Consider the following 26,631-nt stretch of genomic DNA (forward strand, 5'->3'; position numbering starts at 1 on the left):
TCTTGCTGGTGTTTTTTATATATAAATATTTAATTTGTTAGGCTGGTATTTGCTGACTTAAGCAATGTAATGTTCCAAATCCCCAAATCAAGTCAATAGCGCTAATTCCGATAACTTCTCTATCAGGGAAACATTCTGCTAAGATGTTTAGTGCTACGCGATCATTAGCATCGTTAAAAGTTGGAACCAACACGCATTTATTTAGTATTAGAAAGTTAGCATAACTTGCCGGTAATCTTAAATCTTCAAAATCAATTCGTTTAGGCATTGGTAAAGCAACAACAATAGGAGCTTTTCCATTTTCTAATGTAGCATTTTGTAAACGTTTCAGGTTGTCTTGTAATGGCTCATAATTAGCGTCGTTTCGATCTGTTTCAATAATTGTTACAATCGTATCTTCATTGATAAAACGACATAAATCGTCGATATGTCCGTGGGTATCATCACCTTCGACTCCGTTGCCTAACCAAATCACATTAGTAATTCCAAGGTATTCTTTAAAAACAGCTTCGTAATCTGCTTTTGTAAAACCTACGTTTCTTACTTGAATATCAGGATGCATCAAGCATTCTTCAGATGTCAATAAAGTCCCACGTCCATTACTATCAATCGCTCCACCTTCTACAATTACTGGTTTTCCTTTGTACGTTACTTGTGTCAGCGGTATATCGAGAAAATTAGCTACTGTAGCAGGGATATGTTTATCTAATTGAAAGTTTTTATACTTTGCCCAACCGTTAAAATTGAAATTTAAGGCTTCTCTTAGGTCTCCATTTTTGATTACAATAGGACCAGAGTCTCGCATCCAACTCCTATTTGTTTTTTGAATAATAAACGAAACATTAGCTAGGTTAACTCTTGCCATTTCTAGCATTTCAGTTACTTTTTCTTTCTGTTTGTCGTCAATCACTACTAAAAATACCGTTTCGTATGTAGCTACTTTTTTGATAAATTCAACAAATGCCCATTGAATGGCTTCATATTTTCCAGGCCAGTCTTTTCCGTTATGAGGAAAGCAAAGTAATATACCTTGTTGGTTTTCCCATTCTGCGGGGAATCTTCTATTGTTTGTCGTCATAATTAGTCGATTGCTCTTTTAGTAATATCTCCAAAAGCATCAATTCGTCTGTCTCTAAAAAATGGCCAGTTCTGACGTACATTTTCTTGTAAGTCGAGGTCAACTTCGGCAATAAGAATTTCTTCTTTATCGTGTGAGGCTTGCGCCAAAATTTCGCCTTGTGGTCCCGCAATGAACGAAGCCCCCCAAAATTCGATTCCAGCTGTATCGGGTAAATATTGTTCTAAACCAATTCTGTTTGCCGCGGCAACGTAGACTCCATTTGCAACTGCATGGCCTTTCATAACATTCATCCAAGCGCCGTATTGGTTTTCACCGTATTGCTCTTTTTCTCCTGGGTGCCATCCTATTGCCGTTGGGTAAAACAAAACTTCTGAGCCACTTAAAGCGGTCAATCGTGCTGCTTCTGGATACCATTGATCCCAACAAATAAGCGTTCCAATTTTCCCTTTTTGTGTAGGTATGGTTTTGAAACCTAAATCCCCAGGGGTGAAATAGAATTTTTCATAAAAATGAGGGTCATCTGGAATGTGCATTTTGCGGTATAAACCTGCTTCTGAGCCATCAGTGTCAATAATGTAAGCACTATTGTGGTAGATTCCAGCCATTCTTTTTTCGAAAAACGGAACAATGATTACCACGCCTAATTCTTTTGCCAAAGCGCTAAAAGCAATAAAGGAAGTACTATAAAGCGGTTCTGCCAATGCAAAATTATCAACATCTTCACTCTGACAGAAATAATGACTGCTGTATAATTCTGGTAGTGATATTACCTCAGCACCTTGACTAGCTGCATCGCGCACCCAACTCAAACACTTTTTAAGATTGTTTTCGGCAACATCGTTAAGGTTTAATTGAATAACCGCTATTTTATATTTTTTATTTGGCATCGTATAAATTTTAGACTGCAAAAATAGTGAATTTTATAAAGAGTAGAAAATGGGGTGAATGGAAAATTTCGGATAATTTATTCGCGTTTAGCTATAGCTACAATTGAAAAAAAAATGTATTCAGAACTAATGACATCAAAGGGGCCAGTTTATTTTATGCCGTAATCGTTGAGGATTATTTTAATTCCCTCTGAGTATGTCGTTACTACGAAATCTGGAAATCTAGTTTTGAATTTTATGGATTCAAAGATATTATCAATCGCATAACGTGGAAGGAGTTCCTGCGTTTCTTTAAGATTATGGTTAAAAAAAGAGCCTATTTTTAGTATGATCCAGGGTAGTACTTTATACTTTACTTCTCGTCCTAATTGGCTTCCAATTTCTGCAATAAATTGCTTGTACGTTAGTCTATTGTCGTCACAGGGTAAGTGCCAGGTTTGTCCATAAGCATCAGTCGTATTGCCGATTAACGCCATGGCTTTGCTTGCATCAGGAGTAAAGATTAACGTTCGTAGCACTGTGTCTTTTAAAAACACCTTAGGTTCTTTGCCATTTTTAAGATTTTCGAAAATAAGACTATTAGTCAATCCTTTGGTTTTACCGGGACCATAGAACTCTGGTGCTCTACAGATAACGGCTTCAATTTCTTTATTAGCAATGGCTTTTAATAAAAATTCAGCAGCCAGTTTTTTTCCAATTCCTTTTTTTCCGTCAGAACTTAAAGGTGTTTCTTCGGTTTGGATTTTGCTGTCTTGCGGATAGGCGTAGGTATTGTCAAAATAAACGAGTTTGCAGTGGTTATTTTTGCAAGCGGCAATTACATTTTCCATTACAATTTCCCAATCTCTAAGCCATATTTCAGAATCGTAAGGAAGTCCAACTGTTAGGTATGAAATCTCCGTGTTTTCAAGTGCTTTTAAAACACTTTCTGGATCGAGTAAATCTGCCTTAAAAAGGAAATCGTCTGGATGCACTTTTTGTGGATTACGTCCTACTAATCTAATTTGGGCTTTATAGTTTTTACGTAATTCACGGGCTAACTCTTCACCTATTATTCCGTTTGCTCCTAATATTGTTTGCATCTTATGTTTTTTTCTTATCTCGTATTTGTACGAATGCTAAGGTAGGAATAATTACTAGGTTAAATTTCGGTGCATGAAGTTGCAATAGGAAATAATAATGAAGATATAAGATTATATAATCAGAGTAGAATTCAAAACAGAAGAAAAAGCGACTATTTTTGTTTCTTAGAATTAATCAAATAAATGTCTATGAAAACTATTTTTAAGGGAGCTCTAATTGCCGTTACACTAATTTTTACTAGCACTTCTGTATTGGCGCAGTCCAAGGATAAAAAAGCCGATGCAATCGTAAAAGAAATGCTGACTGCGATGGGCGGAGCAAATAATTATAATAATACTCATTTTATCCAATGGGATTTTGTGAATAGAAAACTCTCATGGGATAAATGGACTGGAAATGTTCGTGTAGAGAATCCAACAGCAAAACAAGTGATTTTAGTAAATATCAATACGCTAAAAGGGAAGGTATATGAAAATGGAGATTTAGTAACTGACGAAACCAAAGCAAATCCATTACTTGAAAAAGCAAAGAACTGGTGGATAAATGATTCGTATTGGTTAGTAATGCCGTGGAAATTACAAGACCCCGGAGTAACCCTTGCTTATGTAAAAACAGACAAATTACCAAACGGTAAAACGGCAGATATTTTACAACTCACCTTTAGTGCTGTAGGTGTAACTCCTGAAAATAAATACTGGTTGTATGTCGATAAGGAAAATCACTTAATACAGCAATGGGCGTACTATAAAAACTTTAATGATGTCGAACCAAAGTTCTTGAAGCCTTGGAATAACTATCAAAAAGTGGGTGATATCTTGCTTTCTTTTGATAGGCCTAATGAAGATGTTGGACCCAAAAATGTAGTAGTAAAAAGTACTTTTGATTCTACTATTTTTACAGAGCTATAAAAGCAAGTAATTAATTTGCTTTTTCGATTATAAGAAAACCAGTCTTTAAGACTGGTTTTTTATTGGTAAATAATATAGTCTTTGACTATTTTTAGGACTAGGCAGCGTTTATTTTATTAGATCCAAAATCTTAGTATATAACAGTTTTTCATCCAGCGGTTTTGAAATATAATCGTTCATACCTACGGATTTACATTTTTCTACATCAACGGTGGTTACATCGGCAGTTAGTGCAATGATTGGGGTTTGCAAATTCATTTTATTACGGATATATTCTGTGGTTTCAAATCCATTCATTATCGGCATTTGCAGGTCCATTAGAATAATATCATAGTCATTGGTTTGTATTTTTTCAATGGCTATTTTCCCGTTATCAGCCATATCCCATGCAAATTTGAAATCATCCAATATTGTTCTTAGCAATAACTGATTGAGTTTTACATCTTCAACCACCAATACTTTTATATTTTTAATTTCATTGTCTAATTCTAACTCTCTATCTTCTTCCACATTGCTATCAGAATCGGGTTGTTTTTTTTGATAACTTAAAGTGAAACTAAAAGTAGAACCTTCATCAACTTTACTTTTTACTGAAATAGTTCCTCCTTGTTTTTCTACCAATTGTTTAACAATAGCTAGTCCTAAACCGGTACCGCCATATAAACTTGAAGTGATAGTATGTGCTTGTTCAAAGTTTTCAAAAATGGATGCAATTTTATTTTCCGGAATCCCAATTCCTGAATCTGTAACCTTTATTTCAACTGTAACATTTTCATCTTCTTCACTCACTAAATTAATGCTTACATTTATTATACCTTTTGCAGTAAATTTTATTGCATTGCCCAAAAGGTTGATCATAATTTGATGCAAACGAACCGAGTCACCCAGCAGTATTTCTGGAATTCTGGAGTCATATTCCTTAACTAATTCCAAGTTTTTTTCTTGAATTTTTGTTTCAAACAAATGAAGAATTGTAGTTATTGACTGTGACATTTTAAAAGGCGCGTTTATAAATATCATTTTTCCCGCATCTACTTTTGCTAAATCAAGTATATCGTCAATAAGAACGATTAACGTATCTCCACTTGATTTTATGGCTTGTAAATATTCTTTTTGCTTTTCATTCAAATCGGTTTTCATCAACACTTTTGTAAAACCGATAATGGCATTCATTGGTGTCCGGATTTCATGACTCATGTTTGATAAAAATTGTTGTTTTGCCATAACAGCATGATCAGCTATTTTTTTGTCAGCTTCGGCTTTCTGCTTTGCTTCTGTCAATTCTGCATCAATCCTTTTTTGTTCTGAAATATCAATGCTTATTCCGGTAAACGTATGCGCTATACCAAATTTATCATAATGATAGAGCCCGGTTGATTTTATCCAAACAATAACCCCGTCATTTGCTCGGCTAATGCGGTAATCTACCTCATACATACCAGGAAAAACCTTTGCTCCCTCTACTTTTCGTAAAGCCATTTCTTTGTCTTCTGGTACTATTACTTTATGCCAGTGCTCGTATGTTAAGTCTTCACGATTTTCATCATATCCCCACATTACTTTATGCATGTTAGACCACTCCAATTTTGACGAAATAAGGTCTAAGGACCAAATGCCAACTTTGGCTGAATCAGTTGCCAATTTTAAATGACGTGCAATTTTATTTATTTCGACATTGTTTTTTTCAATTTGTTTTTTGGCCAACACCTGTTCGGTTACTACGGTTGCGAGGACAGTAATGCCCATTATGCTATCATCTACATCGCGGTAGGGCTGATACATAAAATTAAAATAGGCATCTACTGGAATTCCGTCGCGAATAAGAATTGCTTTGGTTTCAAATCCTTCGTGCACCACTCCAGTTGTGTATACATCTGCTAGTAATTGAGGGAAATCTTGATCTTTTAATTCCGGTACTCCCTCGAGTAGGGGTTTATTAAGCACCGAAATTCCCTTTCCAAGCACATTAAGCATTTGCTCATTTGCAAAAGTTACTACCAAGTCAGGTCCTTCAAAGATGGCGATTGCCATAAGTGATTGGGAAAGAATATTGCTGAAACGCTTTTCGTTTTCTTCAATTAGTTTGCGGGCATTGACAGTTTCTGTTACTTCAGTTCCTATTACTATAATTCCGTAAATTAGATTGTCTAAATCACGCAAGGGCTGATATACCATATTGAAATAAGCCGTGTCTGGTTTTCCTGTTCGTTTAATTTCAACGGGGATTTCATAGGAAATATAAGGTTCGCCTGAAGTATAAATATCGGTGAGTATCGTTGTTAAGCTATTTTCTAATTCAGGAGCTACTTCAAAAAGAGGCTTGTTGATTATTTCATCATATGACTTTCGCCAAATATTGAGGGCTGTTTTATTAACTGTTTGTATAATAAAAGTAGGACCGTGATAGGTAACAATAAGAACAGGCGCCTGCGATATGAGGTTTTGAAATTTGGCTTCAGCTAAATCCATTAAAATCGGATCGAGGGGAGCTGATTTGCTTTTTTCATTTTTTGAATTTTCCATTTGTTTGACGGTTTATTTTTTCCTCAATGGTGTAAGGTTGGCTGTTTTGCTTTTGTTTGTGGATTTGAAGCTACAAAGTTCAACATTATCACTTTGCTCATAGAATACAAACAACTTGCATATATGCGCTAAGCGGTAAAGCATATCGCCTTTGTCTGGGGGGACTTGGAGTACGTTATAGGTTTATTTCACGATTCAAATATATACTATTTTTTTATAAGTAATAGGTGTTAGGAGTAGATGGGAAATATGTTCCAAAAGGTTGCTCAGAGAAAAGCCAGAGATTCGCTAAGATTAATAAATAATTTCTGCAAACCACTTGATTTCATCGTTTCGATAGCTATCGCAATAACTTATAAAATACCATTGGAACCAAGTCAAGAGATATCTCTCCAGTTTATTAAATGTTTACTTTATAATTGACAATAGCCTTTGAGTATGCGGGAATTTAATTTACACAAGCCAAGTGGACAAGCATAGAATCATTGATCGAATAAACTTTACATTGATGCGTAAAAAATATATAGATTTAAACCAAAATAAAATAAGGCAGGTGACGAAGCTAACAGACCGTCTTTAATTTTTAGCCTGACTATTACTCCAAAAAACATTAATAAGGCTAAGCCTCCAGAGGATATTAGTAAAATAGAGTTGTATAGTAAGCCAACTAGTAAACCTATAGCTCCCACAATTTCTAAAATTGCCGTAAGTGTTCCAAACTTAGCCAACCCAAAGCGGATAAATTCACTTTTCATATTTGGAGTTGTAAAGTAAGCTACACCATAACCTAAAAAAGAGAGACTCGAAAAAAGAATTAAAACTTCTAGTAAACGCATTAGGCAATTAGATTAAGGGTTGCGGCAGCAATATAAAGACTTAGTAGCAAAAGAAACAAGGAAGGTATACGCTTTTGCCAAGGGTTATTCACTTTGAAGTGAAAATACTGTGCACTTAACATCAGGAAAGCCATCAAAAGTGACGGAATTAAAACCAGAGAAGGATACCAGATTCCAGTTACAAGCAATGTTGCTAATACTATTTTAGTGGCTCCAACAATCGTACGCGTCAAATCGCTCAGACCATATTGTTTAAATTCTTTCACGATATTATCGAAACGAAATACCCATACAATAACAACAGAAATAGCAACAATTAGTTGCGCAATCACTGATAAATTTATCATTTTAGTTCCTTTAAATTTCCTTACTAATTTGGCTTTTCAGGTTCTGCCCCGTTATTTTGAGTGATTTCTGGTCTTCACTTTTTAATTTCTAATATGATTAACTTTTATACTCAATTAAGTATTAAATATTCTCTCGTTTATTCCTATCGGCGCGTCGTCTATGAGTTGTGGTCACATTTGAGGGTACCATGACTACAATTATTCTACTAAGATAAAACTTCTTGCGAAAAATGATTGTTAATTTCATTAATTCTTCTTGATTTCACAAAATCTACTCGTCAAATTTACACACAATGGTACTGCAAGTGAGTAGAGTATGCAAAGTGGACTATTTCTGTTTTTCTAAATGTAACACTTAATAGAGCGAAATAGAAAAAATGTTTCTAAAGGATACACAGAGAAAAAGCAGAGATTAATGAAGATTTTAAATGATTTCTACAAACCATGTCTTTGTGAGGAATAAAGCAATCATAGTATCGATGTCTACAGCAGCAGTATCTATCTGTATCAGTAAATTAGAAGCAAGGATAATCTTTTGTTAGTGATAATACTTGCGCCAGTATTGGGAAGTTAGTTTAGTGGTATAGGTAATTCATGATTTCGGCTACCGTCTTTTGCGCTCTCTTCAAACAGAATAAGAGTTAAAGTTAAAGACTCCTCTTTTTTCTCAATATCAATTGTGAAATCAAAGTTGCCCCATTCTGGTGCTCCGGCATCGGTCGTTGTAAAACCACTTTTCAATTCGTTATGTCCATCCTCAATCACCCAGTTGATGTTTGCTTCCCACACTTGAGCTTGTCCTTTTACACGGAATTTATTTCCATCTACTTTTTCTACCGTTACTTGTCGAAAATGTTCATTTGAAAATGCTATCGCTACTTGTTTTTGGGGTTCGATGGGCTTTGTTACTTGGACTGTATCAATCGAAGTCGAGCTCTCATTCCTGTTAGTATCGTCGCTATTTTTTTTGTTGCATGCAAATACAAGCACGGCTAATAACAAGATTGTTGATTTTATTTTCATTGTTTTCTTTTTTTAAGGTGTTTCTCTTTTTTCTAATCAATTTACCCTACCACCAAACTATAAAAAATTCTAAATACGAATCTTTGTGTTTTTGCCAAATTAATGGAGCTTGTTTTTCATTAATACAAGTGGTAATGTGTTTTTCTATTCCATTAAAGTCGGTCCAATTTTCGTTTTCTGATGGATCCATTCCCCATTCCTTTTTTGAAGGTATATAATAGTTTTTTGCGGAGTTATCTAGGCTAACAAATGTTTCCATGTTTAAATAATAGCCTTTTATGGCTTTTTGATAAATAGGGCTAAAACTACCTTTGTATTGATAAGGAATAAACAAGGAAACTAATAAACAGAGCGCTTGCGAAACTTCGTCGATTGCTATTGTATCAAACGTTGATCTAGTGCAATTAGCGTATAGTAAAGGAAATTGTTTTGTTTTTAATTTTTCTAACTTCTCTTTCAAAGAATCATTCCTATTTGGGCCAATCCAGTTATTTATTGGTTTATGAGAGATACTTGGGTCAAACAGATAAAACTTATAAGCTAACTCCATATGGATTAACTGCTTTGTGTTTTCATCTTCAATAATAAAATCAATTTCACCTATGGTTTTCGTGTCTTCAATAATCTGAATATTTTCATAAAGCACTTTGTAGTTGGTAGAGGACTTAATTAATTCAGAAACAATTTTTTCTACTAAATGGCCTAATCTTACATTAGTTGGTAATTGAAATTCGAGATCAGTTGCTAGGTTTAATACTGATAAATCAAAAGTCTGTAAACCAGTAATAGAAAAGTCAAGACTGTTGGCTTTTACTATTGATGCTATCCTTGACTTCGTTTTCATTTTATAGTAGGTGTTAGTGTAGTTTGTTTCACAAAGATACGCAGAGGTATCACAGAGATTTGCTAAGAATTAAAAAGAATTTCTAAAGAGTTTGTCATTTATTCGGAGGAGAAATCTATTCATTATACTCACAGCAATTATTGTATCGCAAAAAAATACAAAGGATACTCAGAGATTCTAAAAGGTTAATCAAGGATTTATACAAACTGCGTCATTGCGAGGGACGAAGCAATCACACTAAGTATATTTTTACGTAACTTTTGGAATTATAATTTAAAAGAGTAGCAGTACTAATCTTGGTTAGCATAGAAAGTAATTCTTTGCTAATGACTGTGGTTAAATTAGTACGGTCGGGTAAATTATTTTGGTAATTGCATTAAGATGCAACATTATTATTTCTGTTACACCTTTCCGATGTTTACCACATGGGAAGAACCAAAATAATCATCTGGTTTTGGTTGCCAAATAATGTGTTATTAAAATTACTTTTCAGCGTCTGCTAACTTCTTAGTATCTACATATTGCTGAAAGGACATAATTTTACCGGCGTCATTGAGAATCCATAAATGTGCTGCTTGAGCATTGTAGGTCTTTCCTGTAGTAATTACTTTAGCATCATAACGTAAGGTTGCTAAAACCTTATTATCACTCATGTTGTGAAGTTGGATACCTTTCAAATTAAAATACTCGTGGTTAGCGCCAAGACGTACAAAAATACCATTTAAGATAGCATCTGGACCAATGTATGGATTGCCATCCGCTAGAGCATTGCTTTCGGCTTCGTTCCATACGATATCAGGATGCATAGCCCCGAGAACCGTTGGCATATCTCCCGCCGCGAAAGCTTTGTACACATTGTCAATAACCTCAACGTTTTGTTTATTTTCCATGATTTTTGATTTTAATTCATTTAGGTATTTCTAATTCATATTTAAGTCACTCGAAAATCGATATAATTTGTTATAAAGACTCCATAAGTTCAAGCGAAATGATTTTACTTTTTTTCCATTCTATAATTAAACACAATCTCATTCTGTCAAATAATTGCTGCTATATTTTATTCAAATATAACACATATTTTTAAGATAAAATCAAGATAATGAGCTGGTTACTAAAGATTTGTTAAATTACTAATAACAAAAGTTAACGAGATGCAAAATGTAATTATATTTGTTAAACTATCGTCAATTATAGGTTGACAGTGTATCAAAGCAATGGGACTATTTATTAACTCAAATTAAATAATTATGACTATAGATTTTGAAATTATCGAGAAAGAAAAGATAGAAACTTTAAAATTTCCACATTCTGAAGTATTAGAAGAAGATAGTGCTATTAAAGAAAGAAAAAACGCATTAGAGAGAGCACTTTCTCTAGGAAATTTAGAACATTCAAAAATTCAAATTTACTTTGAAGATGGAGTGTCAAAAAAAATGGTAGAAACTACAGTTTGGGCAGTAACAGATGAAAGTGTAGTTTTAAAGAAAGGTGTTGGAATCCCAATTAATAGAATTTTAAAGATAGAGCTTCTACAAATCGGTCTCTAATAAGAATTTTAGTTTTCAGTTCTGACGATGGAGAAATTTATATATCATCTACACGATAATTCTTGTTTCGCAAAGAAATACAAAGGATATCCAGAGATTCGCAAAGATTTATAAAGAATTTCCGCAAACCGCGTCATTGCGATGGAAATTCTTATTTCGCAAAGAAACACTGAGCAGGCGCAGAGATTCGCAAAGATTTATAAAGAATTTCCGCAAACCACGTCTTTGCGAGGAACAGCCTGTCCCGATTTTTCGGGAAAGCAATCACACTAAGAGGTTTTCAACTTAAACCTTTTGAATTATAATCAAAATAATACCAGAACTAATCTTTGTGGGCACAGAATACAATTCTGAGCTAACGATTATAGATAAATCCGAGGAATCTTGTTTCACAAAAAATTCGCAATCAAACGCAACTCCGTTTGTCATTCTGAAAGAATCTCTACGAACTCTACTTCCTCAATTTAGAGCAGTAAGTTATTATTACTATGTGAACCGCATTAGAAATGCTACGATTTCGTTTATAATGAAAGTAGGTACTCGTTGCAAACGAGCACCAGATGGGCTTATAAATAATTTCTACAAACCTCGTCATTGCGACGGAAATTCTTATTTCGCAAAGAAACACTGAGCATGCGCAGAGATTCGCAAAGATTTATAAATAATTTATACAAACCACGTCATTGCGAGGAACAGCCTGTCCCGATTTTTCGGGAAAGCAATCACACTAAGTATTTTCAACTTAAACTTTTTGAATTATAATCAAAATAATACCAGAACTAATCTTTGTGGGCACAGAATAAAATTCTGCGCTAACGATAGATGATAAATCCGAGCGATCGGGGTGTGCCCTGCATGAGCAGGAAGCAGATTGTAAATCGTTTGTTCTCGATTCGAAATTACACATTTTGAATTAGAAAACAAATCCTACAGTCTGATATTTTTCCAGAGGGTGTAAGTCCCTTCCCGAGAAATCGGGACAAGTCATGAGCGGATTGAAAACCCGAATCATTAGCACGTAAGGGGTTGGGCGATTGCTCAACTGCGAAGCACATCACGAAGACCAAAATTTTAATAAATATTGAGTAGAGTCCAATCTTGGGGTCTACCATCACTTTGAAACGCTTAAAACAAAAAGGGTATCAATCATTGACTGATGTTTACATCTCACTTAGTCCATCTCTTTGCGAACCGCCGAGTACAGCCTGTCCCGATTTTTATCGGGATGACCCGTACGCTCGGTGGTGTGAGAGGCGCACTCCGTTCCATTAGGGGCGGAGCCGTCTACTCGATTGGCAAATCGTTATTTTTTATATTTACCATCTTTAAAGTTTTGAACTTCTAATAAATTCCCTTCTAAATCATAAACATTTAGTATTCCATTTCCATCTTTTAGAGTGCCTTTATCTAATTTCTTTCCATTACCATCAAAACAATTAATTATATTCATTAGTTTTCCATCAGTGTATAATCTTTCAGTATAAATTTTTCCATTAGTGTGATACCAATTCCATTGCCCAATCAATTTTCCATTATCTAATTTTCCAATTCCTTCTTTATTTCCGTTTTCGTAGAAAAATTTCCACTCTCCGTCTTGTTTTCCATTATTAAATTTACCGATCTGATGCAATTTGCCATTTTCGTGAAAAATTTCCCAAACACCTATTTCTGCTCCATTTAGATATTTCCCTTTTTGAAATATCGTTCCGTTTTTATGGTAAAATTTCCATTTTCCATTTTTTAAATCACTTGATGTTCTCCCTATTTTTTTTAATTCGCCACTGTCATAAGTTTCTTTTGTCATTTTACAAGAAACTAGTAATAAAGGCGTAAGAATTACGATAATAATTTTTTTCATTAATTAATTAATTAATTTTTAATTTTTCCACGTTTAATTTTATAATGCTTGCCAACTTGTATTAACATCAAATATACACCTCTTTTTTGATGTTTTTTCTAGTGTTGCCATTTTTTTCTTGTTAATTAACCTTATTACTATTGAAATGTAATATGCGCTCTCTTTAGCCCTGATCGAGGCGGTATCCTCGAAGTGCAACGTAGAGATATAGCCGAGAGCGGGAGGGAACGTCCTTATAAAAACAACTCCTCCCGCTCCTAAAAATCAGCGTAAAAAAAAACACCAGCCTTGCGGCTGGTGTTTTAATACTACAAAAAAATATAACAAATAATAAATTATTCTACTAGCTCTGTTTGGTTTCTAAAAACCAATTCCCCGTTGAACGCATCGAGCAGTATGATACTGTCCGTAGCGATTTTTCCGGCTAGAATTTCTTTAGAGAGGCTGTTCAATACGTCTCTTTGTATCACACGTTTCACCGGTCGGGCTCCAAATTGTGGATCATATCCTTTTTCGGCCAGATACGCGATAGCTTCAGGTGTGGCATCCATGGTAATTCCTTGCAATGCAAGCATTTTAGTCACACTTTTCAGTTGTAAACTAACAATCTTGGTGATGTTAGCACTACTCAAAGGCGTAAACATTACGATTTCATCGATACGATTGATAAATTCTGGACGAACGGTTTGTTTCAATAAACTCAGTACTTCTGTTTTGGCTGCCTCTGTAGCTTCTTCCATGCTGCCTTTTAGATTTTCAAATTTCTCCTGAATAATCTGGCTTCCCATATTAGAAGTCATGATGATAATGGTGTTTTTAAAATCAGCTAGACGTCCTTTATTGTCGGTTAATCGACCTTCGTCTAATACTTGCAACAAGATGTTAAATGTATCGGGATGCGCTTTTTCGATCTCATCTAATAATATCACAGAATACGGTTTTCTACGCACCGCCTCAGTCAATTGACCGCCTTCGTCATAGCCTACATATCCTGGAGGCGCACCCACTAAACGGCTCACGCTATGGCGTTCCTGGTATTCGCTCATGTCGATACGGGTCATGGCATTTTCATCGTCAAAGAGGTATTCTGCCAATGCTTTTGCCAACTCGGTTTTACCCACACCAGTAGTTCCAAGGAAAAGAAAGGTTCCCACGGGTTTTTTCATGTCTTGTAATCCGGCGCGGCTTCTGCGTACGGCATCACTTACGGCTTCAATCGCTTCTTCCTGACCTACGACGCGCTGGTGCAATTCGGCTTCGAGATGCAATAATTTTTCGCGTTCTCCTTGTAGCATTTTCATAACTGGAATTCCAGTCCATTTAGCTACTACTTCGGCAATATCCTCGCGAGTCACTTCTTCTTTTATTAGAGAGCTTCCGCCAGCTTGATTTTCGACTAGCTCCTTATGTAAAACTTCGAGACGCTCTTGGGCTTCTTTGATTTTTCCGTAACGAATTTCGGCTACTTTACCATAATCTCCTTCACGTTCTGCTCTTTCAGCTTCGTATTTATAATCTTCAATTTCTGTTTTTATTGCTTGTACATTATCGACAACATCTTTCTCCGATTTCCATTTGGCATAAATTTCATTTCGCTCTTCTTTAAGATTGGCTAAATCCATTCCTAAAATTTTAAGTTTGCTTTCGTCTTTCTCTCTTTTAATGGCTTCAATTTCGATTTCGAGTTGCATTACTTTTCGATCCAAAACATCGAGTTCTTCGGGTTTTGAATTGATTTCCATACGTATTTTTGAAGCGGCTTCGTCCATTAAATCAATGGCTTTGTCCGGAAGAAATCGGTTGGTAATATAACGTTGAGATAATTCGACTGCAGCAATAATCGCCTCATCTTTTATCTGTACTTTGTGGTGTGTTTCATATTTTTCCTTGATACCACGCAAGATTGAAATCGCACTTTCCGTATCTGGTTCTTCGATAATTATTTTCTGGAAACGTCTTTCGAGCGCTTTGTCTTTTTCGAAATATTTTTGGTATTCGTCTAATGTGGTTGCACCAATAGCGCGCAGTTCTCCACGAGCCAAAGCTGGTTTCAGAATGTTTGCGGCATCCATTGCACCTTCGCCACCTCCAGCGCCTACAAGTGTATGAATCTCATCAATGAATAAAACAATATCTCCTTCGGCAGCGGTAACTTCCTTCACCACGGCTTTAAGTCGTTCTTCAAATTCTCCTTTGTATTTGGCTCCTGCAATTAAGGCACCCATATCTAGCGAGAATACGATTTTGTCTTTCAAGTTATCTGGAACATCACCGTCCACAATTCGATGTGCTAAACCTTCGGCAATGGCAGTTTTACCCACGCCAGGTTCTCCCACAAGCATTGGGTTATTTTTTGTACGACGGGTTAATATTTGGAGTACTCTTCTAATCTCTTCGTCGCGACCAATAACAGGATCTAATTTGCCTGCCTTGGCTAGTTCGTTAAGATTTTTGGCATATTTATTTAAAGAATTATAGGTTTCTTCGGCAGAAGCGGAAGTCACTCTTTCTCCTTTTCGCAATTCGTCGATAGCTGCTTTCAAGCCCTTTTCGGTTACGCCTTGGTCTTTTAATATTTGGGCGGCTTTACTTTTCGAATTAAAAATAGCCAAAACTAAATGTTCGATTGAAACGAATTCATCGTTCATTTTTTTAGCAATGATTTCTGCTTCGTTCAAGGTAGAGTTTGCCGTTCTAGAAAGCATTACTTCGCCTCCGGTTACCTTGGGGAAACTTTGTATGGTGCTATCTAAAATTTGGATAAATAAAGGCACATTTACATTTAGCTTTTTCAAAATAAAAGGAGTCACATTTTCGTCCACTTCAAGCATGGATTTGAATAAATGTTCGTTTTCTATTTGTTGTTGACCAAAGCCTTGAGCAAGTTGTTGTGAATGCTGAATAGCTTCTTGTGATTTTATGGTAAATTTATTTATGTTCATGGTTTTTTAATTTTGGAGTTATTATGGTAACTTTGCAACTTGATAATCAATTTATATTCCATTACAATAGTACAGACAATATGGCATTTAAAACATGATTTTTATCATATAACCAAGTCAAAATGACTTAATTACAGACAAAATATGAGTTTTTTTAAAAATATCTTTGGTGGGTCTTCTGAGGACCAAAATGAATCGACACCTAAAATGAATTGGAATGCTTTAACTGATTTGGAGCAGCTAAATGAGATTGTTTCACTTTCTAATGAAAAACCAGTGGTTATTTTCAAACACAGCACACGCTGTAGTATTAGTAGAATGGCTTTGAAACAATTTGAAAATGAGTTTGATCTCTCAGATAAAGTTACACCTTATTTTTTAGATTTGATAGCGCATCGTGATATTTCTAACGACATAGCTTCACGTTTTGGTGTGATGCATCAATCGCCTCAATTGTTGCTGATTAAGGGTGGAAAAGCAGTTTATGATGTTTCCCACAGCGATATCGATGCTGAAGCGTTGAAGGGGAAAGTATAGTTCTAAAAAAAGATAAAAAGCAGGCCACGAATTCACTAATTAATAATTTGATTAGTGAATTCGTGGCTTTTTATTTTAAAATTCTCCGCTTGAACCACCACCACTAAATTCACCTCCGCCAAATTCTAAATTTGACTTGGTTGTAATTTCTGGTTTTAATCCTAGTTGAGAAGAAATCAGTATTTCGGCATTCGAAAAAGCATTTGTTTTTGTTAAACGATCAGGCATAAAAGTCACTCCAGTTTCTTTGTCTTTTAGTTTTTTTATTATGAAGTAAGTAATTCCAAAGAGTACTACTCCGCCAAGGGTTAATGCAATTTCAATAGGTAAAATAGCATAATAAAATCGGATGGTATAAATAGAAAAACCAAGTGCTAAGAACCCAATCCAAAGCATTATTCTATCTTTTTTTAATATCGAATAAATTAAATAAAATAAGGGCACTACAAAGGTAAAACCGTAAAAGAAGAATGCAAACCGAATATCAGTATTTGGAGCAATGGCCGCACCAAGCAGAAGAACTGAAAGTTCACGCACCACTAGATAATTTCCGGAAAGATAAAAGAGAATAAGGCTGAAATTATTCGCTAAAGAAATTCCTTTGTAGTAAAATGGGTTTGTTATCTTTGGTAGTGTTGTTTTACTAATAAAATAGATTGCTACCGCAAAAATCATCATTACAAAAGGCAAAACGGTTTTTCCGATGCTACCCAATTCAAACATCGCGTAGGTTAGTGTAGCTGTTAGGGCTAAACAAAATAATAATGCCATGGCAAGATGTAAATAACGGAGATAGCTGCAGCATGCGGTTAGCGTGATAATAGAAGCAATTATGATTTCGTTTCCATCTGTTAAAAGTCCTATGGCTACAGCCAAAGTAAATTGACTGCCCCATATAAAGGCATCATCTAATCCGTGTCCATAAAATTTTAGACGGGTTAAGACTTCTGCTCCTGCAAAACCAATGGTCGCATATAGAAATACAATAACTTTAAAATTTTCACCTATTGCATTTTCGCTAATTAAAGTTAAGAAACCACAAATAGAGGAATACAAAAAACTTCCCAATATGAAAAAAGCCAGTCTGATTAATAGGTTGTTACTACTTTTAGGAATTGTTAGTTGTCTAGAAATCCCTTTATATTGTTCACTATCTATGAAGCTAGCTTCTTTTAAAGAATGTGCTTCTTCGACTAGAGTTAAATTCTCTAACTCCACTTTATCGTATACTATCATCGTTGCTATTTTTATTGAATTTTTTAATAAGGCCGATAAATAGGATTATAGAAACGATCAAATAAAAGGGGATAAAAAAGGAGAAAGCAATTAAAAAATCATCAATATTTAGAAATTGAATGGCTTTGAATAATAAGATATTAACTCCAATATAGGCATAAATGATAGTGAAAATAAAAAGAGAAACAGATTTGATTTTGTAACTGGATATATAAAAATAATATAAGGCAGCAGCTAAAATAACTGCGAATACTGACCAGTATGGTTCAAATAAATTATTGACACAGGAAATACTTATAAGGTGTAAGCCAAAAGTCAAATACACTAAAGTGAAATGTTTTTTTAATGCAATCTGGTTACTATAAATAGACCAAAGAACGAGTACAACTCCTAAGCCAATTGCGGAATAACTTAAGGTGTTTGTTTCGTAGAAATTATTATTAAGTAGCGACTGCGGACTAACTGTTAAACCAATGTATGCGGCTAGACCAGTGATTGCAATGGATAAAATACTTTTGTTATCAAAATAGTAGGCACAAAAGAGTCCGATTACTGTGGGAACTAAAGTAGCTAATCCATAGTGGGTTCCAAAAGTGGTGTATTGAAATTGCAAATAGCCTATAAAAATACAAGTCAAAAGAACAGCCGCAAGAATAAGGTAGTCAAATATGGGATTCTCAAAACTAGTTTCTCCTTTCTGAAATCCAGTGCTACTTTTAAAACTGAAATAATAACAAACAATAGTTACAATTAATAATATAGATAAGATAGCAATATGACCAATCGTATCAATATTTTGATAAATTAAAATCCCAATCCCTGTCGTAAAAGACAAAACAGAAAGGTATAGAAACAGTTTCAACTCGGTGTTTAGTGAGAAAATTTCCAAACTTCGATACGCTTTAACTTGTTTGAATTGGGTATCTGTTATTAGTTTTTTATCAAAAAGAGCTTGAGTTGCTTGTTCTTCCATATGTATCATAGTGTTATTTTAAAATAGCTACTATTCAAATATATGTATTCTTTGTTGATTATTTGTAGGACTTTTTATCGTTTGACAGAATTCAAAAAAAATCCATTCGTTTTAAGGAATGGATTAATAAAATAGTTAGCAATTAAATAGTTTTTAGAAAGCTAATTTCATCTTTTCTTTTATCTCCGCCAAACACAAATTATTGATACTTCCTTCGTGCGTATGTTTAGTCTCTTTTGGGGATTCGTAAGTACCATTCTCTAATTGTTCCGCTACAGCTTTGTATGCGTCTCTAAAAGGCATTCCAGCAACAACCATTTCGTTTAAAGTATCTACAGTAAACAAGTAGTTGTATTTTTTATCGGCTAGGATATTGTCTTTTACTTTGATGTCTTTTATCGAGAAGATAGCAATATCCAGACAGGCTTGTAAATTTTGAATGGCCGGAAACAATCCTTCTTTTAATAGCTGTAAATCTCTGTGGTATCCACTTGGAAGATTATTAGTAATTAAAGTGATTTCGTATGGTAAAGCTTGAATCTTGTTGCATTTTCCACGGATCAATTCGAAAACATCAGGGTTTTTCTTGTGAGGCATAATGCTAGAACCTGTTGTCAAGTGCGCAGGTAAGCCAATAAAATCAAAATTCTGACTCATATACACACAAACATCCATGGAGAACTTTGCCAAAGTTGCAGCTACGCTACTCATTGCAAAAGCTAATGTTTTTTCTGATTTTCCACGACTCATTTGTGCGGCAACCGAATTGTATTTTAAGGTTTCGAAACCCAATTCTTTTGTAGTGAATGTTCTGTTGATAGGGAAGGAGGATCCATATCCTGCAGCAGAACCTAACGGATTTTGATCTACCACTTTCAAAGCAGCATTTAACATCGTGATATCATCAATCAAAGTTTCAGCGTAAGCAGAAAACCACATTCCGAAAGACGATGGCATTGCAATTTGCAAATGCGTATAGCCAGGTAAAAGTACATTTTGATACTTCTCTGCGGATTCCATTAGTAAATCAAAAAGTGATTTTACTTGCTCTTTTAAATCAATCACAACATCTTTTAAATACAAGTTGACATCGACTAGAACTTGATCGTTACGAGAACGAGCGGTATGTATTTTTTTACCAGCGTCGCCCAGTTTGATGGTCAGTAAATATTCAATTTTAGAGTGAACATCTTCAAATGAATCTTCGATTATAAAGTTTCCTTCAGCAACATCAGTAATAATTTCGTTTAAAGCAACTACTAAAGAATCAGTTTCAGTAGTAGTTAATAAACCGATGCTTCCTAACATTTTAGCGTGAGCAATAGAGCCCAAAGCATCATATTTAGCTAGAACCAAATCCAATTCTCGATCGTTACCAACAGTGAATTGTTCGATTTGTTTATCAGTAGGTATTCCTTTTTCCCAAAGTTTCATAGTGGTATGTTTTGTTTCGCAAAGTTTCTCAGAGGAGGCTCAGAGACTCGCAAAGTTTAATTTTTTAATATTTGTTTCGCAAAATTCCTCAGAGGTTTCTCAAAGACTCGCAAAGTTTAATTTTTAATATTTGTTTCGCAAAATTCCTCAGAGGTTTCTCAGAGCTTCGCAAAGTATTTTTTTATATTTATTACGAAAAGCATCCCGCCTCCCATCAGTTGAGCAGATTCTATTGCTTTAAAAAATCTCCTAGTATTTTAATATACAATTGGATTCCTTCTTCGATTTCGTTTACATATATAAATTCATCTGCTGAGTGTGACCGCAGCGTATCTCCAGGTCCTAATTTCAATGATTTACAGCTCAAAACCGATTGGTCAGAAAGGGTAGGAGAGCCGTAAGTGGTGCGTCCTAAAGCGATTCCGGCTTGCACTAATCCGTGCGATTCGGGAATAGACGAGGAACTTAAATTCATAGAGCGTGGCGTAACCTCTGCATTCACATTGTCTTTTACGATTTGTAAAATTTCATGATTTGTATAGCAGTCGTTGACACGGATATCGATAACCAAATCACATTCTGATGGAACCACGTTGTGTTGTTTTCCAGCATTAATTTGGGTAACAGTCATTTTTACGGGACCTAACTGCTCTGATACTTTATCAAATGTATAATTTTTAAACCATTCCATTACGGGAATTGTTTTGTACAAAGCATTGTCTTCATTTTGATGCGCTGCATGACTTGGCGTTCCTTTTACTTTAACATCCAAGACCAATAACCCTTTTTCGGCTATTGCCAATTGCATTAGGGTAGGTTCGCCTACAATAGCACATTCTAGTTCTGGTAAATGTTGAAGAACACTATTTAAGCCTTTTTTACCGCTGCTTTCTTCTTCGGCAGAGCCAACGATTACAATATTATAAGGTAAATTTTCTTTCGCGTAAAAATGAACAAAAGCAGCCAACAAAGAAACCAAACAACCTCCTGCATCATTACTCCCCAATCCGAACAACTTCCCATCTTTTACAATCGCCTTAAACGGATCGTTTGTGTAGGCTTGGTTTGGTCTTACGGTATCGTGGTGTGAATTTAAAAGTAGGGTAGGTTTAGTAGCATCAAAATGCCTGTTGTATGCCCAAACATTATTGTTTTCTCTTTTGAAAGGGATATCGTTTGAATTGAACCAATTCTCAATTAGTAAAGCGGTCTTATCTTCTTCGCTTGAAAAAGAAGGAGTCTCAATTAGTGCTTCTAAAAGTGAAATAGCTTCTTGTGTAAGGATTTCGATGTTTTTCATTTATTCTAATTTTTTAACACAGATTACTCAAATTAGCTCAGATTAATTTGTGCAAATCTGTGTAATTTGTGTTTAACTTTTAAAGTTGTATTGTTGTGTAAATAGCATCGTTATTTTTTAACATGCTATGGTGGCCAATTCGTATTTTTTGAACTCCTTTAGACAAGCTATTGAAGCAATTGTCTAATTTTGGAATCATCCCTGAATGAATGGCTTTTTCTTCTTTTAATTTCGAATATAAGTCGGCATTCATATTTAAAATTACAGACGAATCATCTTCTGAATCGAATAAAACGCCTGGTTTCTCGAAACAATAATTTAAAGTCACCTCAAAGACTTCTGATAAGGCAATGGCTAATTCGCTAGCTATAGTATCGGCATTTGTATTTAGTAACTGACCGTTTTTATCATGGGTAATGGCACAAAAAACAGGAATGATTCCGCTAGAAAGTAAAGTTTCTAATAGTGGTGTGTTCACTGATTTTACATCACCTACAAAACCGTAATCGATTGTGGGGTGGTTTCTTTTGTCAGACTGAATTAAATTTCCATCTGCTCCAGAAAATCCCATCGCATTTGTATTATGCCCTTGTAATTGAGCCACAATATTTTTATTGATTTGCCCCGCATATATCATGACTACAACATCAAGCATAGGCGCATCGGTAATACGGCGTCCGTCAATCATTTGTGGAACTAAACCAATGCTTTGAGCCATTTTAGTCGCTGACTTTCCGCCACCATGAACAAGTACTTTATAGCCTTCAATCTTGGAGAAATCCGTTAGAAACTGTTGTAGCTCTTTGGGATCATCAATAATGTTTCCACCAATTTTTATTATCGTCACCCCAGCCCTCTGCGAAGTAGAGGGAGCCGATATTGATATACTGGAGTTTTCTAACGGTATAGCCATTATTTATTTTTTTTAGACTTTTTTGTTTTATTTGCTTCTTTAGGAGCCAGGGTCATTAATATTTTTTGCAAAACTAATTGTGCTGCATAGGTTCTATTGTTAGCCTGTTCAATTACAATTGAATTCTCGCTGTCAATCACTTCATCGGTAACAATCACATTACGTCTAACCGGTAAGCAGTGCATGAACTTGGCATTGTTAGTCAGTTTCATTTTATCAGCCGTTACCGTCCAGTTAGGGTCACTGTTAGTGATTTTTCCGTAGTCACTATAACTACTCCAGTTTTTAGTATAGATAAAATCGGCATTTTCAAATGCTTTATTCTGATCGTATTCAATCTTGGAATCTTTGGTGATTTCTGGATTTAATTCGTAGCCTTTAGGATGCGTAATTACAAAGTCAGCATCTTGCAACTGCATCATTTCCACAAAGGAAGTGGCAACAGCCTGAGGTAAAGCTTTAGGATGTGGTGCCCAAGATAAAACGACCTTTGGTCTGTGTTCAGTTTTAAACTCTTCCATAGTAATCGCATCAGCAAGGGATTGCAAAGGATGTCCTGTTGCGCCTTCCATATTAACGATAGGCACAGTGGCATATTTTAAAAATCCGGCCATTACGGTTTCGGCATTGTCTTTTTCCTTGTCTACCAATCCAGCAAAAGCTCTAATAGCGATGATATCACAATATTGAGACACTACTTCTGCAGCTTCTTTTATATGTTCAGAAGCGCCCTGATTCATGATCGCTCCATCTTCAAATTCCAGTGTCCAACCTTCATTTGTGAAATTCATCACCATAACATTCATTCCTAAATTTAGAGCCGCTTTTTGCGTGCTTAAACGGGTTCTTAAACTTGGGTTAAAAAACAACATCCCTAAAGTTTTGTTCTTCCCTAGTTTTTTATTTTTAAGCGGTTTGCTCTTAATTTTAATTGCCGACTTTACCCATTTAGAGAGTGAGTCGATATCTTTTATTGAAGTGTAATTCATCTTTATGTAATTTTAGTAAAAGGTATTTTGTTTTGTAAAGCATTCAAAATGAAATTATCATTTAAACCATTGACAACCCATGTCTCGATATTGGCTGCTTTAGCAATTGCTGCGGCTTCGATTTTAGACTGCATTCCACCTGTTCCTTGAGATGATTTAGCGTCACCAACTTCTTTGTTAAGAACTTGTAGGTCTGTAACTAAAGTAATGGTTTCAGGTATGGCATCATGGATAGACGATTTTGTGTATATTCCATTTGTGTTGGTTGCGATGATTAATATATCAACTTTTAACAAAACTGCCGCTAATGCCGCTAATTTATCATTGTCACCAAATCGAATCTCATCGGTTGCAACGGTATCATTTTCATTAATAATCGGAATGTAATTGTTCTCCACTAATACATTGATTGTATTGACAATATTTACTTTTGATTGGTCTTTTTCAAAGTCGGAATAGGAGAGTAGGCACTGTGAAGTTAGTAACCCTAAATCGCTGAAGTTCTCATGAAAAATCCGCATTAAATGAGGTTGCCCAATAGAAGCCAAAGCTTGTTTAACTACTATTTCTTTTCCTTTACTTTCCAGTTTTACAAACTGTTTTGCAGCAGCGATTGCACCTGAGCTTACAATAATAAACTCGTATTCTTCGTTTAGAGCAGCTATTTGCATTCCAATATCCTCAATCTTTCCTCTCGAAATATGATTGGTTTCTCTGGTTAATGTATTTGTACCTATTTTTAGTAATATTCTTTTTTTAGCCATTTTTTTAACCGCAAAGGTTTTTTTATGTGTTTTCTTTTAACCGCAAAGAGTTCAAAGATTTTTCCTTTTTTATTTGTTTAACCGCAAAGGGCACAAAGTTTTTTTTCCTTTTTTATCTACAAAAACGCAAAGTTCGCAAAGTGTGTCTTATGTATTTATTTTTAAAATCTGAAATCAAAAATCGTTAATCTTCAATCAAAAATCATTACCTAATCTGTCCTTCTCCGTAAATATACCATTTATTAGTAACTAGGTGTTGCAATCCTATTGGTCCTCGTTGATGTAATTTATCAGTACTGATGGCAAGTTCACCACCAAGTCCCAATTGACCACCATCAGTAAACCGAGTGGATGCATTATGATAAACGGCTGCCGTATCCACGTTTTCCATGAATTCTTGTGCAACAGCATCGTTTTTTGTAATAATAGAAGCCGAATGTCCTCCACAATATTTGTTTATTTTTTCAATTGCTTCTTGATCAGAATTAGTAGTTCCAATGACGATCTTGTAATCTAAGAACTCTTCATACCAAATCAAATCAGATTCAATTTGTTGTACTCCAGTCGCTTTTGCAACAGAATCATCTCCTAGTACCGTAACATTAAATAGTTGTAGTTCTCTGATAATTTGCTTGGCAAAAATTTCCCAATTTGGTAAATTTGTATCAATAAGTACTTTGTCCAAAGCATTACAAACAGAGATGTTAGATGTTTTTCCGTTGATGATAATGGCAATAGCTTTTTCAATATCCGCTTCAGCATTTACATATACAAAATTATTTCCTCTACCGCTTACAATTACTGGGCAAGTAGCGTGTTTCTTAACAAAATTGATTAGGTTTTCACCACCACGCGGAACAATTAAGTCCACTTTTTGTGTTGGATTTTCTAAGAAAGCTTGTGTTTCTGTTCGGTCATAATTCAGATATTCAACCCAAGAAGTAGCTACATCATTATCTTTTAATGCTTGATGCCAAAGACCAACAATCTTTAAATTAGATAGCAAAGACTCTTTCCCGCCTTTCAGCAAAATCTTATTTCCTGATTTGAATGCAATTCCGCCTGCTTCAACAGTAACATCCGGTCTTGATTCATAAATAATTAAAATTGTACCAAAAGCAGCCGTTTTATTGCTAATCTTTAATCCATTATCATGTGTAAAATTGAAACGAACTTGCCCAACAGGATCTTCTTGACTGGCTAGTTGCTGTAAGGAAAGAATCATTCCGTCAATCTTCGTGTCATCAACAAGCAGACGCTTCTCCATAGCCAAATCATCACCAGAATAATTGGTAAGATCTTGCTGGTTTATGGCTTTTATAGCTGTTCTTTCTTGTTCGAGAAGCGCCGCCATTCGACTTAAAACAGCATTTCTCTTTTCGATTGGTAAAATTTGACTCATGATTATTATTTTAGTTCGGCTAATGATTCTTTTAAAGCAACTATAAAAGTATCAATTGCAGCTGTAGTAATTGTTAAAGGAGGAAGAATTCTCAATAAGTTCTTATTATTGGCTCCACCGGTGAAAATGTGTTTTTCAATAATCATTTTCTTTCTCAAAGCACTTACGTCAAAATCAAATTCGACTCCTAACATCAATCCTCTTCCTTTTACTTTGATGATTTCGGGAATCACTTTTATGGCTTGCATGAAATATTCCTCTACTTTTTTTGCGTTTTCCATCAAATTCTGGCTTTCGATTACCTCTAAAACGGCAATACTTGCGGCACAAGCCAAATGACTTCCTCCAAAAGTAGTTCCTAGTAAACCGTAACTCGCTTGAAAATGAGGAGCAATTAGAATTCCACCGATTGGAAAGCCGTTACCCATTCCTTTTGCCATACATATAATATCAGGTTTGATGTCATGAAATTGATGTGCAAAGAATTTCCCGCTTCTTCCAAAACCAGATTGTACTTCATCCAAAATTAAAACAACATCATTCGCCTTACATACTTTTTCTAATGCTTGAAAAAACTCGGTCGTTCCTTGGTCTAAACCACCTACACCTTGAATAGGTTCAATTATTACACAAGCAACATCTCCTTTAACCAATTCGGCTTCCACCAAATCAATTTCGTTCAAAGGCAAAAATGTAACTATTTGTTGTGCGTTAATAGGTGCTACAATCTTTTTATTATCGGTTGTTGCTACCGCAGCAGAAGTACGCCCATGAAAAGCATTGTGAAAAGAGACTACTCTCGATTTATTGGTATGAAAAGAAGCCATTTTTAATGCATTTTCATTGGCCTCAGCCCCAGAACTGCATAAAAACAAGCTGTAATCTGTATAACCCGAAAGTTTTCCTAGTTTATCTGCCAGCTCCACTTGCAACGGATTCTGAATTGCATTTGAGTAAAAACTCAATTTATCCAACTGCTCTTTTACTTTGGCTACATAATAGGGTTGTGTGTGACCTATAGAAATTACTCCGTGACCAGAGTACAAATCTAAATATTCTATTCCTTTATCATCTGTAATAATACAATCTAATGCTTTTACAGGAGTGATAGGGTATAATGGGTAAACGTCAAATAAGTTCATTTAAAAAATATTTATCCCCACCCCGGCCCTCCCCGAAGGGGAGGGAGACTGGATGGATATGG

At 35.2% G+C, this 26,631-nt stretch carries 23 protein-coding genes; 3 read left to right on the plus strand and 20 right to left on the minus strand.

Going from position 1 to position 26,631, the window contains the following annotated elements:
* Positions 1 to 37: 37 nt before the first annotated feature.
* From BLV35_RS11470 to BLV35_RS11480, 3 genes are all read right to left on the minus strand, one after another.
* On the minus strand, positions 38 to 1,078 hold the full coding sequence (locus tag BLV35_RS11470; RefSeq protein WP_091089929.1) for an agmatine deiminase family protein: 1,041 nt from the start codon (positions 1,076 to 1,078) through the stop codon (positions 38 to 40).
* A gap of 2 nt (positions 1,079 to 1,080) precedes the next feature.
* Positions 1,081 to 1,968 carry a carbon-nitrogen hydrolase gene (locus BLV35_RS11475; protein ID WP_091089932.1) on the minus strand — a complete coding sequence of 296 codons (888 nt, stop codon included), beginning with the start codon at positions 1,966 to 1,968 and terminating at the stop codon, positions 1,081 to 1,083.
* Positions 1,969 to 2,117: 149 nt separating this feature from the next.
* On the minus strand, positions 2,118 to 3,050 hold the full coding sequence (locus BLV35_RS11480) for an NAD-dependent epimerase/dehydratase family protein (RefSeq protein WP_091089934.1): 933 nt from the start codon (positions 3,048 to 3,050) through the stop codon (positions 2,118 to 2,120).
* A gap of 189 nt (positions 3,051 to 3,239) precedes the next feature.
* Between BLV35_RS11480 and BLV35_RS11485 the strand changes: the two genes are divergently transcribed.
* The gene (locus BLV35_RS11485; RefSeq protein WP_091089938.1) at positions 3,240 to 3,959 is read left to right on the plus strand and encodes a DUF2059 domain-containing protein; all 720 of its coding nucleotides are present in this window, start codon (positions 3,240 to 3,242) and stop codon (positions 3,957 to 3,959) included.
* A gap of 108 nt (positions 3,960 to 4,067) precedes the next feature.
* Here the strand turns inward: BLV35_RS11485 and BLV35_RS11490 are convergent, their stop codons facing one another.
* The 6 genes from BLV35_RS11490 to BLV35_RS11520 all read right to left on the minus strand — a co-directional run bounded on the left by BLV35_RS11490 (position 4,068) and on the right by BLV35_RS11520 (position 10,386).
* A complete protein-coding gene (locus BLV35_RS11490) occupies positions 4,068 to 6,482 on the minus strand; it encodes a PAS domain-containing hybrid sensor histidine kinase/response regulator (protein ID WP_091089941.1) in 2,415 nt (804 codons plus the stop codon).
* A 500-nt stretch (positions 6,483 to 6,982) separates the two neighbouring features.
* Positions 6,983 to 7,318: a DoxX family protein gene (locus BLV35_RS11500; protein ID WP_091089947.1), complete on the minus strand. Its 336-nt coding sequence runs from the start codon at positions 7,316 to 7,318 to the stop codon at positions 6,983 to 6,985.
* Complete coding sequence (locus tag BLV35_RS11505) at positions 7,318 to 7,665, minus strand: DoxX family protein (protein ID WP_091089950.1); 348 nt, start codon at positions 7,663 to 7,665, stop codon at positions 7,318 to 7,320. The genes BLV35_RS11500 and BLV35_RS11505 overlap by 1 nt, the downstream gene beginning before the upstream one ends.
* A gap of 570 nt (positions 7,666 to 8,235) precedes the next feature.
* Positions 8,236 to 8,688 carry a Gmad2 immunoglobulin-like domain-containing protein gene (locus tag BLV35_RS11510; protein ID WP_091089953.1) on the minus strand — a complete coding sequence of 151 codons (453 nt, stop codon included), beginning with the start codon at positions 8,686 to 8,688 and terminating at the stop codon, positions 8,236 to 8,238.
* Positions 8,689 to 8,734: 46 nt separating this feature from the next.
* Positions 8,735 to 9,532, minus strand: coding sequence for a DUF1853 family protein (locus tag BLV35_RS11515; protein ID WP_091089958.1), 798 nt, complete (start codon positions 9,530 to 9,532; stop codon positions 8,735 to 8,737).
* Positions 9,533 to 10,014: 482 nt separating this feature from the next.
* Positions 10,015 to 10,386, minus strand: a complete 372-nt coding sequence (locus BLV35_RS11520; RefSeq protein ID WP_245712052.1) for a nuclear transport factor 2 family protein — start codon at positions 10,384 to 10,386, stop codon at positions 10,015 to 10,017.
* Positions 10,387 to 10,779: 393 nt separating this feature from the next.
* On the opposite strand from BLV35_RS11520, the gene BLV35_RS11525 reads away from it, so the two are divergent.
* Positions 10,780 to 11,079 carry a hypothetical protein gene (locus tag BLV35_RS11525; protein WP_091089966.1) on the plus strand — a complete coding sequence of 100 codons (300 nt, stop codon included), beginning with the start codon at positions 10,780 to 10,782 and terminating at the stop codon, positions 11,077 to 11,079.
* A 1,303-nt stretch (positions 11,080 to 12,382) separates the two neighbouring features.
* Here the strand turns inward: BLV35_RS11525 and BLV35_RS11530 are convergent.
* Both BLV35_RS11530 and clpB read right to left on the minus strand, forming a co-directional pair.
* Positions 12,383 to 12,937: a toxin-antitoxin system YwqK family antitoxin gene (locus tag BLV35_RS11530; RefSeq protein ID WP_091089969.1), complete on the minus strand. Its 555-nt coding sequence runs from the start codon at positions 12,935 to 12,937 to the stop codon at positions 12,383 to 12,385.
* 335 nt (positions 12,938 to 13,272) lie between these two features.
* Positions 13,273 to 15,879, minus strand: coding sequence for an ATP-dependent chaperone ClpB (gene clpB / locus BLV35_RS11535; RefSeq protein WP_091089972.1), 2,607 nt, complete (start codon positions 15,877 to 15,879; stop codon positions 13,273 to 13,275).
* Positions 15,880 to 16,023: 144 nt separating this feature from the next.
* On the opposite strand from clpB, the gene ytxJ reads away from it, so the two are divergent.
* Positions 16,024 to 16,416 (plus strand): bacillithiol system redox-active protein YtxJ, encoded by a 393-nt coding sequence (gene ytxJ / locus BLV35_RS11540; RefSeq protein ID WP_091089976.1) that lies wholly within the window; start codon positions 16,024 to 16,026, stop codon positions 16,414 to 16,416.
* Between the two features lie 75 nt (positions 16,417 to 16,491).
* Here ytxJ and BLV35_RS11545 read toward each other — a convergent pair whose 3' ends face one another.
* The 9 genes from BLV35_RS11545 to BLV35_RS11585 form a co-directional block, all read right to left on the minus strand.
* Positions 16,492 to 17,652, minus strand: coding sequence for a hypothetical protein (locus tag BLV35_RS11545; protein WP_091089979.1), 1,161 nt, complete (start codon positions 17,650 to 17,652; stop codon positions 16,492 to 16,494).
* The gene (locus BLV35_RS11550; RefSeq protein WP_091089983.1) at positions 17,636 to 18,634 is read right to left on the minus strand and encodes a DUF2157 domain-containing protein; all 999 of its coding nucleotides are present in this window, start codon (positions 18,632 to 18,634) and stop codon (positions 17,636 to 17,638) included. Before BLV35_RS11550 ends, BLV35_RS11545 begins: the two co-directional genes overlap by 17 nt.
* A 144-nt stretch (positions 18,635 to 18,778) precedes the next feature.
* Positions 18,779 to 20,059 (minus strand): argininosuccinate lyase, encoded by a 1,281-nt coding sequence (argH, locus tag BLV35_RS11555; RefSeq protein ID WP_091089986.1) that lies wholly within the window; start codon positions 20,057 to 20,059, stop codon positions 18,779 to 18,781.
* A 229-nt stretch (positions 20,060 to 20,288) separates the two neighbouring features.
* Positions 20,289 to 21,359: a M20 family metallo-hydrolase gene (locus BLV35_RS11560; RefSeq protein ID WP_091089990.1), complete on the minus strand. Its 1,071-nt coding sequence runs from the start codon at positions 21,357 to 21,359 to the stop codon at positions 20,289 to 20,291.
* A gap of 79 nt (positions 21,360 to 21,438) precedes the next feature.
* Entirely contained in the window at positions 21,439 to 22,272 is an 834-nt protein-coding gene (gene argB / locus BLV35_RS11565; protein ID WP_091089993.1) for an acetylglutamate kinase, read from the minus strand.
* Positions 22,272 to 23,261: an N-acetylornithine carbamoyltransferase gene (locus BLV35_RS11570; RefSeq protein WP_091089996.1), complete on the minus strand. Its 990-nt coding sequence runs from the start codon at positions 23,259 to 23,261 to the stop codon at positions 22,272 to 22,274. The genes argB and BLV35_RS11570 overlap by 1 nt, the downstream gene beginning before the upstream one ends.
* Positions 23,262 to 23,263: 2 nt before the next feature.
* Positions 23,264 to 24,025 carry a glutamate 5-kinase gene (gene proB, locus BLV35_RS11575; RefSeq protein WP_091089999.1) on the minus strand — a complete coding sequence of 254 codons (762 nt, stop codon included), beginning with the start codon at positions 24,023 to 24,025 and terminating at the stop codon, positions 23,264 to 23,266.
* Between the two features lie 205 nt (positions 24,026 to 24,230).
* Positions 24,231 to 25,427: a glutamate-5-semialdehyde dehydrogenase gene (locus tag BLV35_RS11580; RefSeq protein WP_091090003.1), complete on the minus strand. Its 1,197-nt coding sequence runs from the start codon at positions 25,425 to 25,427 to the stop codon at positions 24,231 to 24,233.
* A gap of 5 nt (positions 25,428 to 25,432) precedes the next feature.
* Positions 25,433 to 26,569, minus strand: coding sequence for an aspartate aminotransferase family protein (locus BLV35_RS11585; protein ID WP_091090006.1), 1,137 nt, complete (start codon positions 26,567 to 26,569; stop codon positions 25,433 to 25,435).
* Positions 26,570 to 26,631: the final 62 nt, after the last annotated feature.

Origin of the sequence: Flavobacterium gillisiae (assembly GCF_900107635.1) — a bacterium.
Classification (GTDB): Bacteria; Bacteroidota; Bacteroidia; order Flavobacteriales; family Flavobacteriaceae; genus Flavobacterium; species Flavobacterium gillisiae.

Excerpts from the sequence above, each read along its gene's own strand:
- clpB (WP_091089972.1), bottom strand. The coding sequence starts at position 15,879 with ATGAACATAAATAAATTTACCATAAAATCACAAGAAGCTATTCAGCAT.
- BLV35_RS11530 (WP_091089969.1), bottom strand. The coding sequence starts at position 12,937 with ATGAAAAAAATTATTATCGTAATTCTTACGCCTTTATTACTAGTTTCT.
- argH (WP_091089986.1), bottom strand. The coding sequence starts at position 20,059 with ATGAAACTTTGGGAAAAAGGAATACCTACTGATAAACAAATCGAACAA.
- BLV35_RS11480 (WP_091089934.1), bottom strand. The coding sequence starts at position 3,050 with ATGCAAACAATATTAGGAGCAAACGGAATAATAGGTGAAGAGTTAGCC.
- argB (WP_091089993.1), bottom strand. The coding sequence starts at position 22,272 with ATGGCTATACCGTTAGAAAACTCCAGTATATCAATATCGGCTCCCTCT.
- BLV35_RS11510 (WP_091089953.1), bottom strand. The coding sequence starts at position 8,688 with ATGAAAATAAAATCAACAATCTTGTTATTAGCCGTGCTTGTATTTGCA.
- BLV35_RS11585 (WP_091090006.1), bottom strand. The coding sequence starts at position 26,569 with ATGAACTTATTTGACGTTTACCCATTATACCCTATCACTCCTGTAAAA.
- BLV35_RS11505 (WP_091089950.1), bottom strand. The coding sequence starts at position 7,665 with ATGATAAATTTATCAGTGATTGCGCAACTAATTGTTGCTATTTCTGTT.
- BLV35_RS11470 (WP_091089929.1), bottom strand. The coding sequence starts at position 1,078 with ATGACGACAAACAATAGAAGATTCCCCGCAGAATGGGAAAACCAACAA.
- BLV35_RS11475 (WP_091089932.1), bottom strand. The coding sequence starts at position 1,968 with ATGCCAAATAAAAAATATAAAATAGCGGTTATTCAATTAAACCTTAAC.
- BLV35_RS11490 (WP_091089941.1), bottom strand. The coding sequence starts at position 6,482 with ATGGAAAATTCAAAAAATGAAAAAAGCAAATCAGCTCCCCTCGATCCG.
- BLV35_RS11560 (WP_091089990.1), bottom strand. The coding sequence starts at position 21,359 with ATGAAAAACATCGAAATCCTTACACAAGAAGCTATTTCACTTTTAGAA.
- ytxJ (WP_091089976.1), top strand. The coding sequence starts at position 16,024 with ATGAGTTTTTTTAAAAATATCTTTGGTGGGTCTTCTGAGGACCAAAAT.
- BLV35_RS11570 (WP_091089996.1), bottom strand. The coding sequence starts at position 23,261 with ATGAATTACACTTCAATAAAAGATATCGACTCACTCTCTAAATGGGTA.
- BLV35_RS11525 (WP_091089966.1), top strand. The coding sequence starts at position 10,780 with ATGACTATAGATTTTGAAATTATCGAGAAAGAAAAGATAGAAACTTTA.
- BLV35_RS11485 (WP_091089938.1), top strand. The coding sequence starts at position 3,240 with ATGAAAACTATTTTTAAGGGAGCTCTAATTGCCGTTACACTAATTTTT.
- BLV35_RS11515 (WP_091089958.1), bottom strand. The coding sequence starts at position 9,532 with ATGAAAACGAAGTCAAGGATAGCATCAATAGTAAAAGCCAACAGTCTT.
- BLV35_RS11500 (WP_091089947.1), bottom strand. The coding sequence starts at position 7,318 with ATGCGTTTACTAGAAGTTTTAATTCTTTTTTCGAGTCTCTCTTTTTTA.
- BLV35_RS11550 (WP_091089983.1), bottom strand. The coding sequence starts at position 18,634 with ATGATACATATGGAAGAACAAGCAACTCAAGCTCTTTTTGATAAAAAA.
- BLV35_RS11580 (WP_091090003.1), bottom strand. The coding sequence starts at position 25,427 with ATGAGTCAAATTTTACCAATCGAAAAGAGAAATGCTGTTTTAAGTCGA.
- BLV35_RS11545 (WP_091089979.1), bottom strand. The coding sequence starts at position 17,652 with ATGATAGTATACGATAAAGTGGAGTTAGAGAATTTAACTCTAGTCGAA.
- proB (WP_091089999.1), bottom strand. The coding sequence starts at position 24,025 with ATGGCTAAAAAAAGAATATTACTAAAAATAGGTACAAATACATTAACC.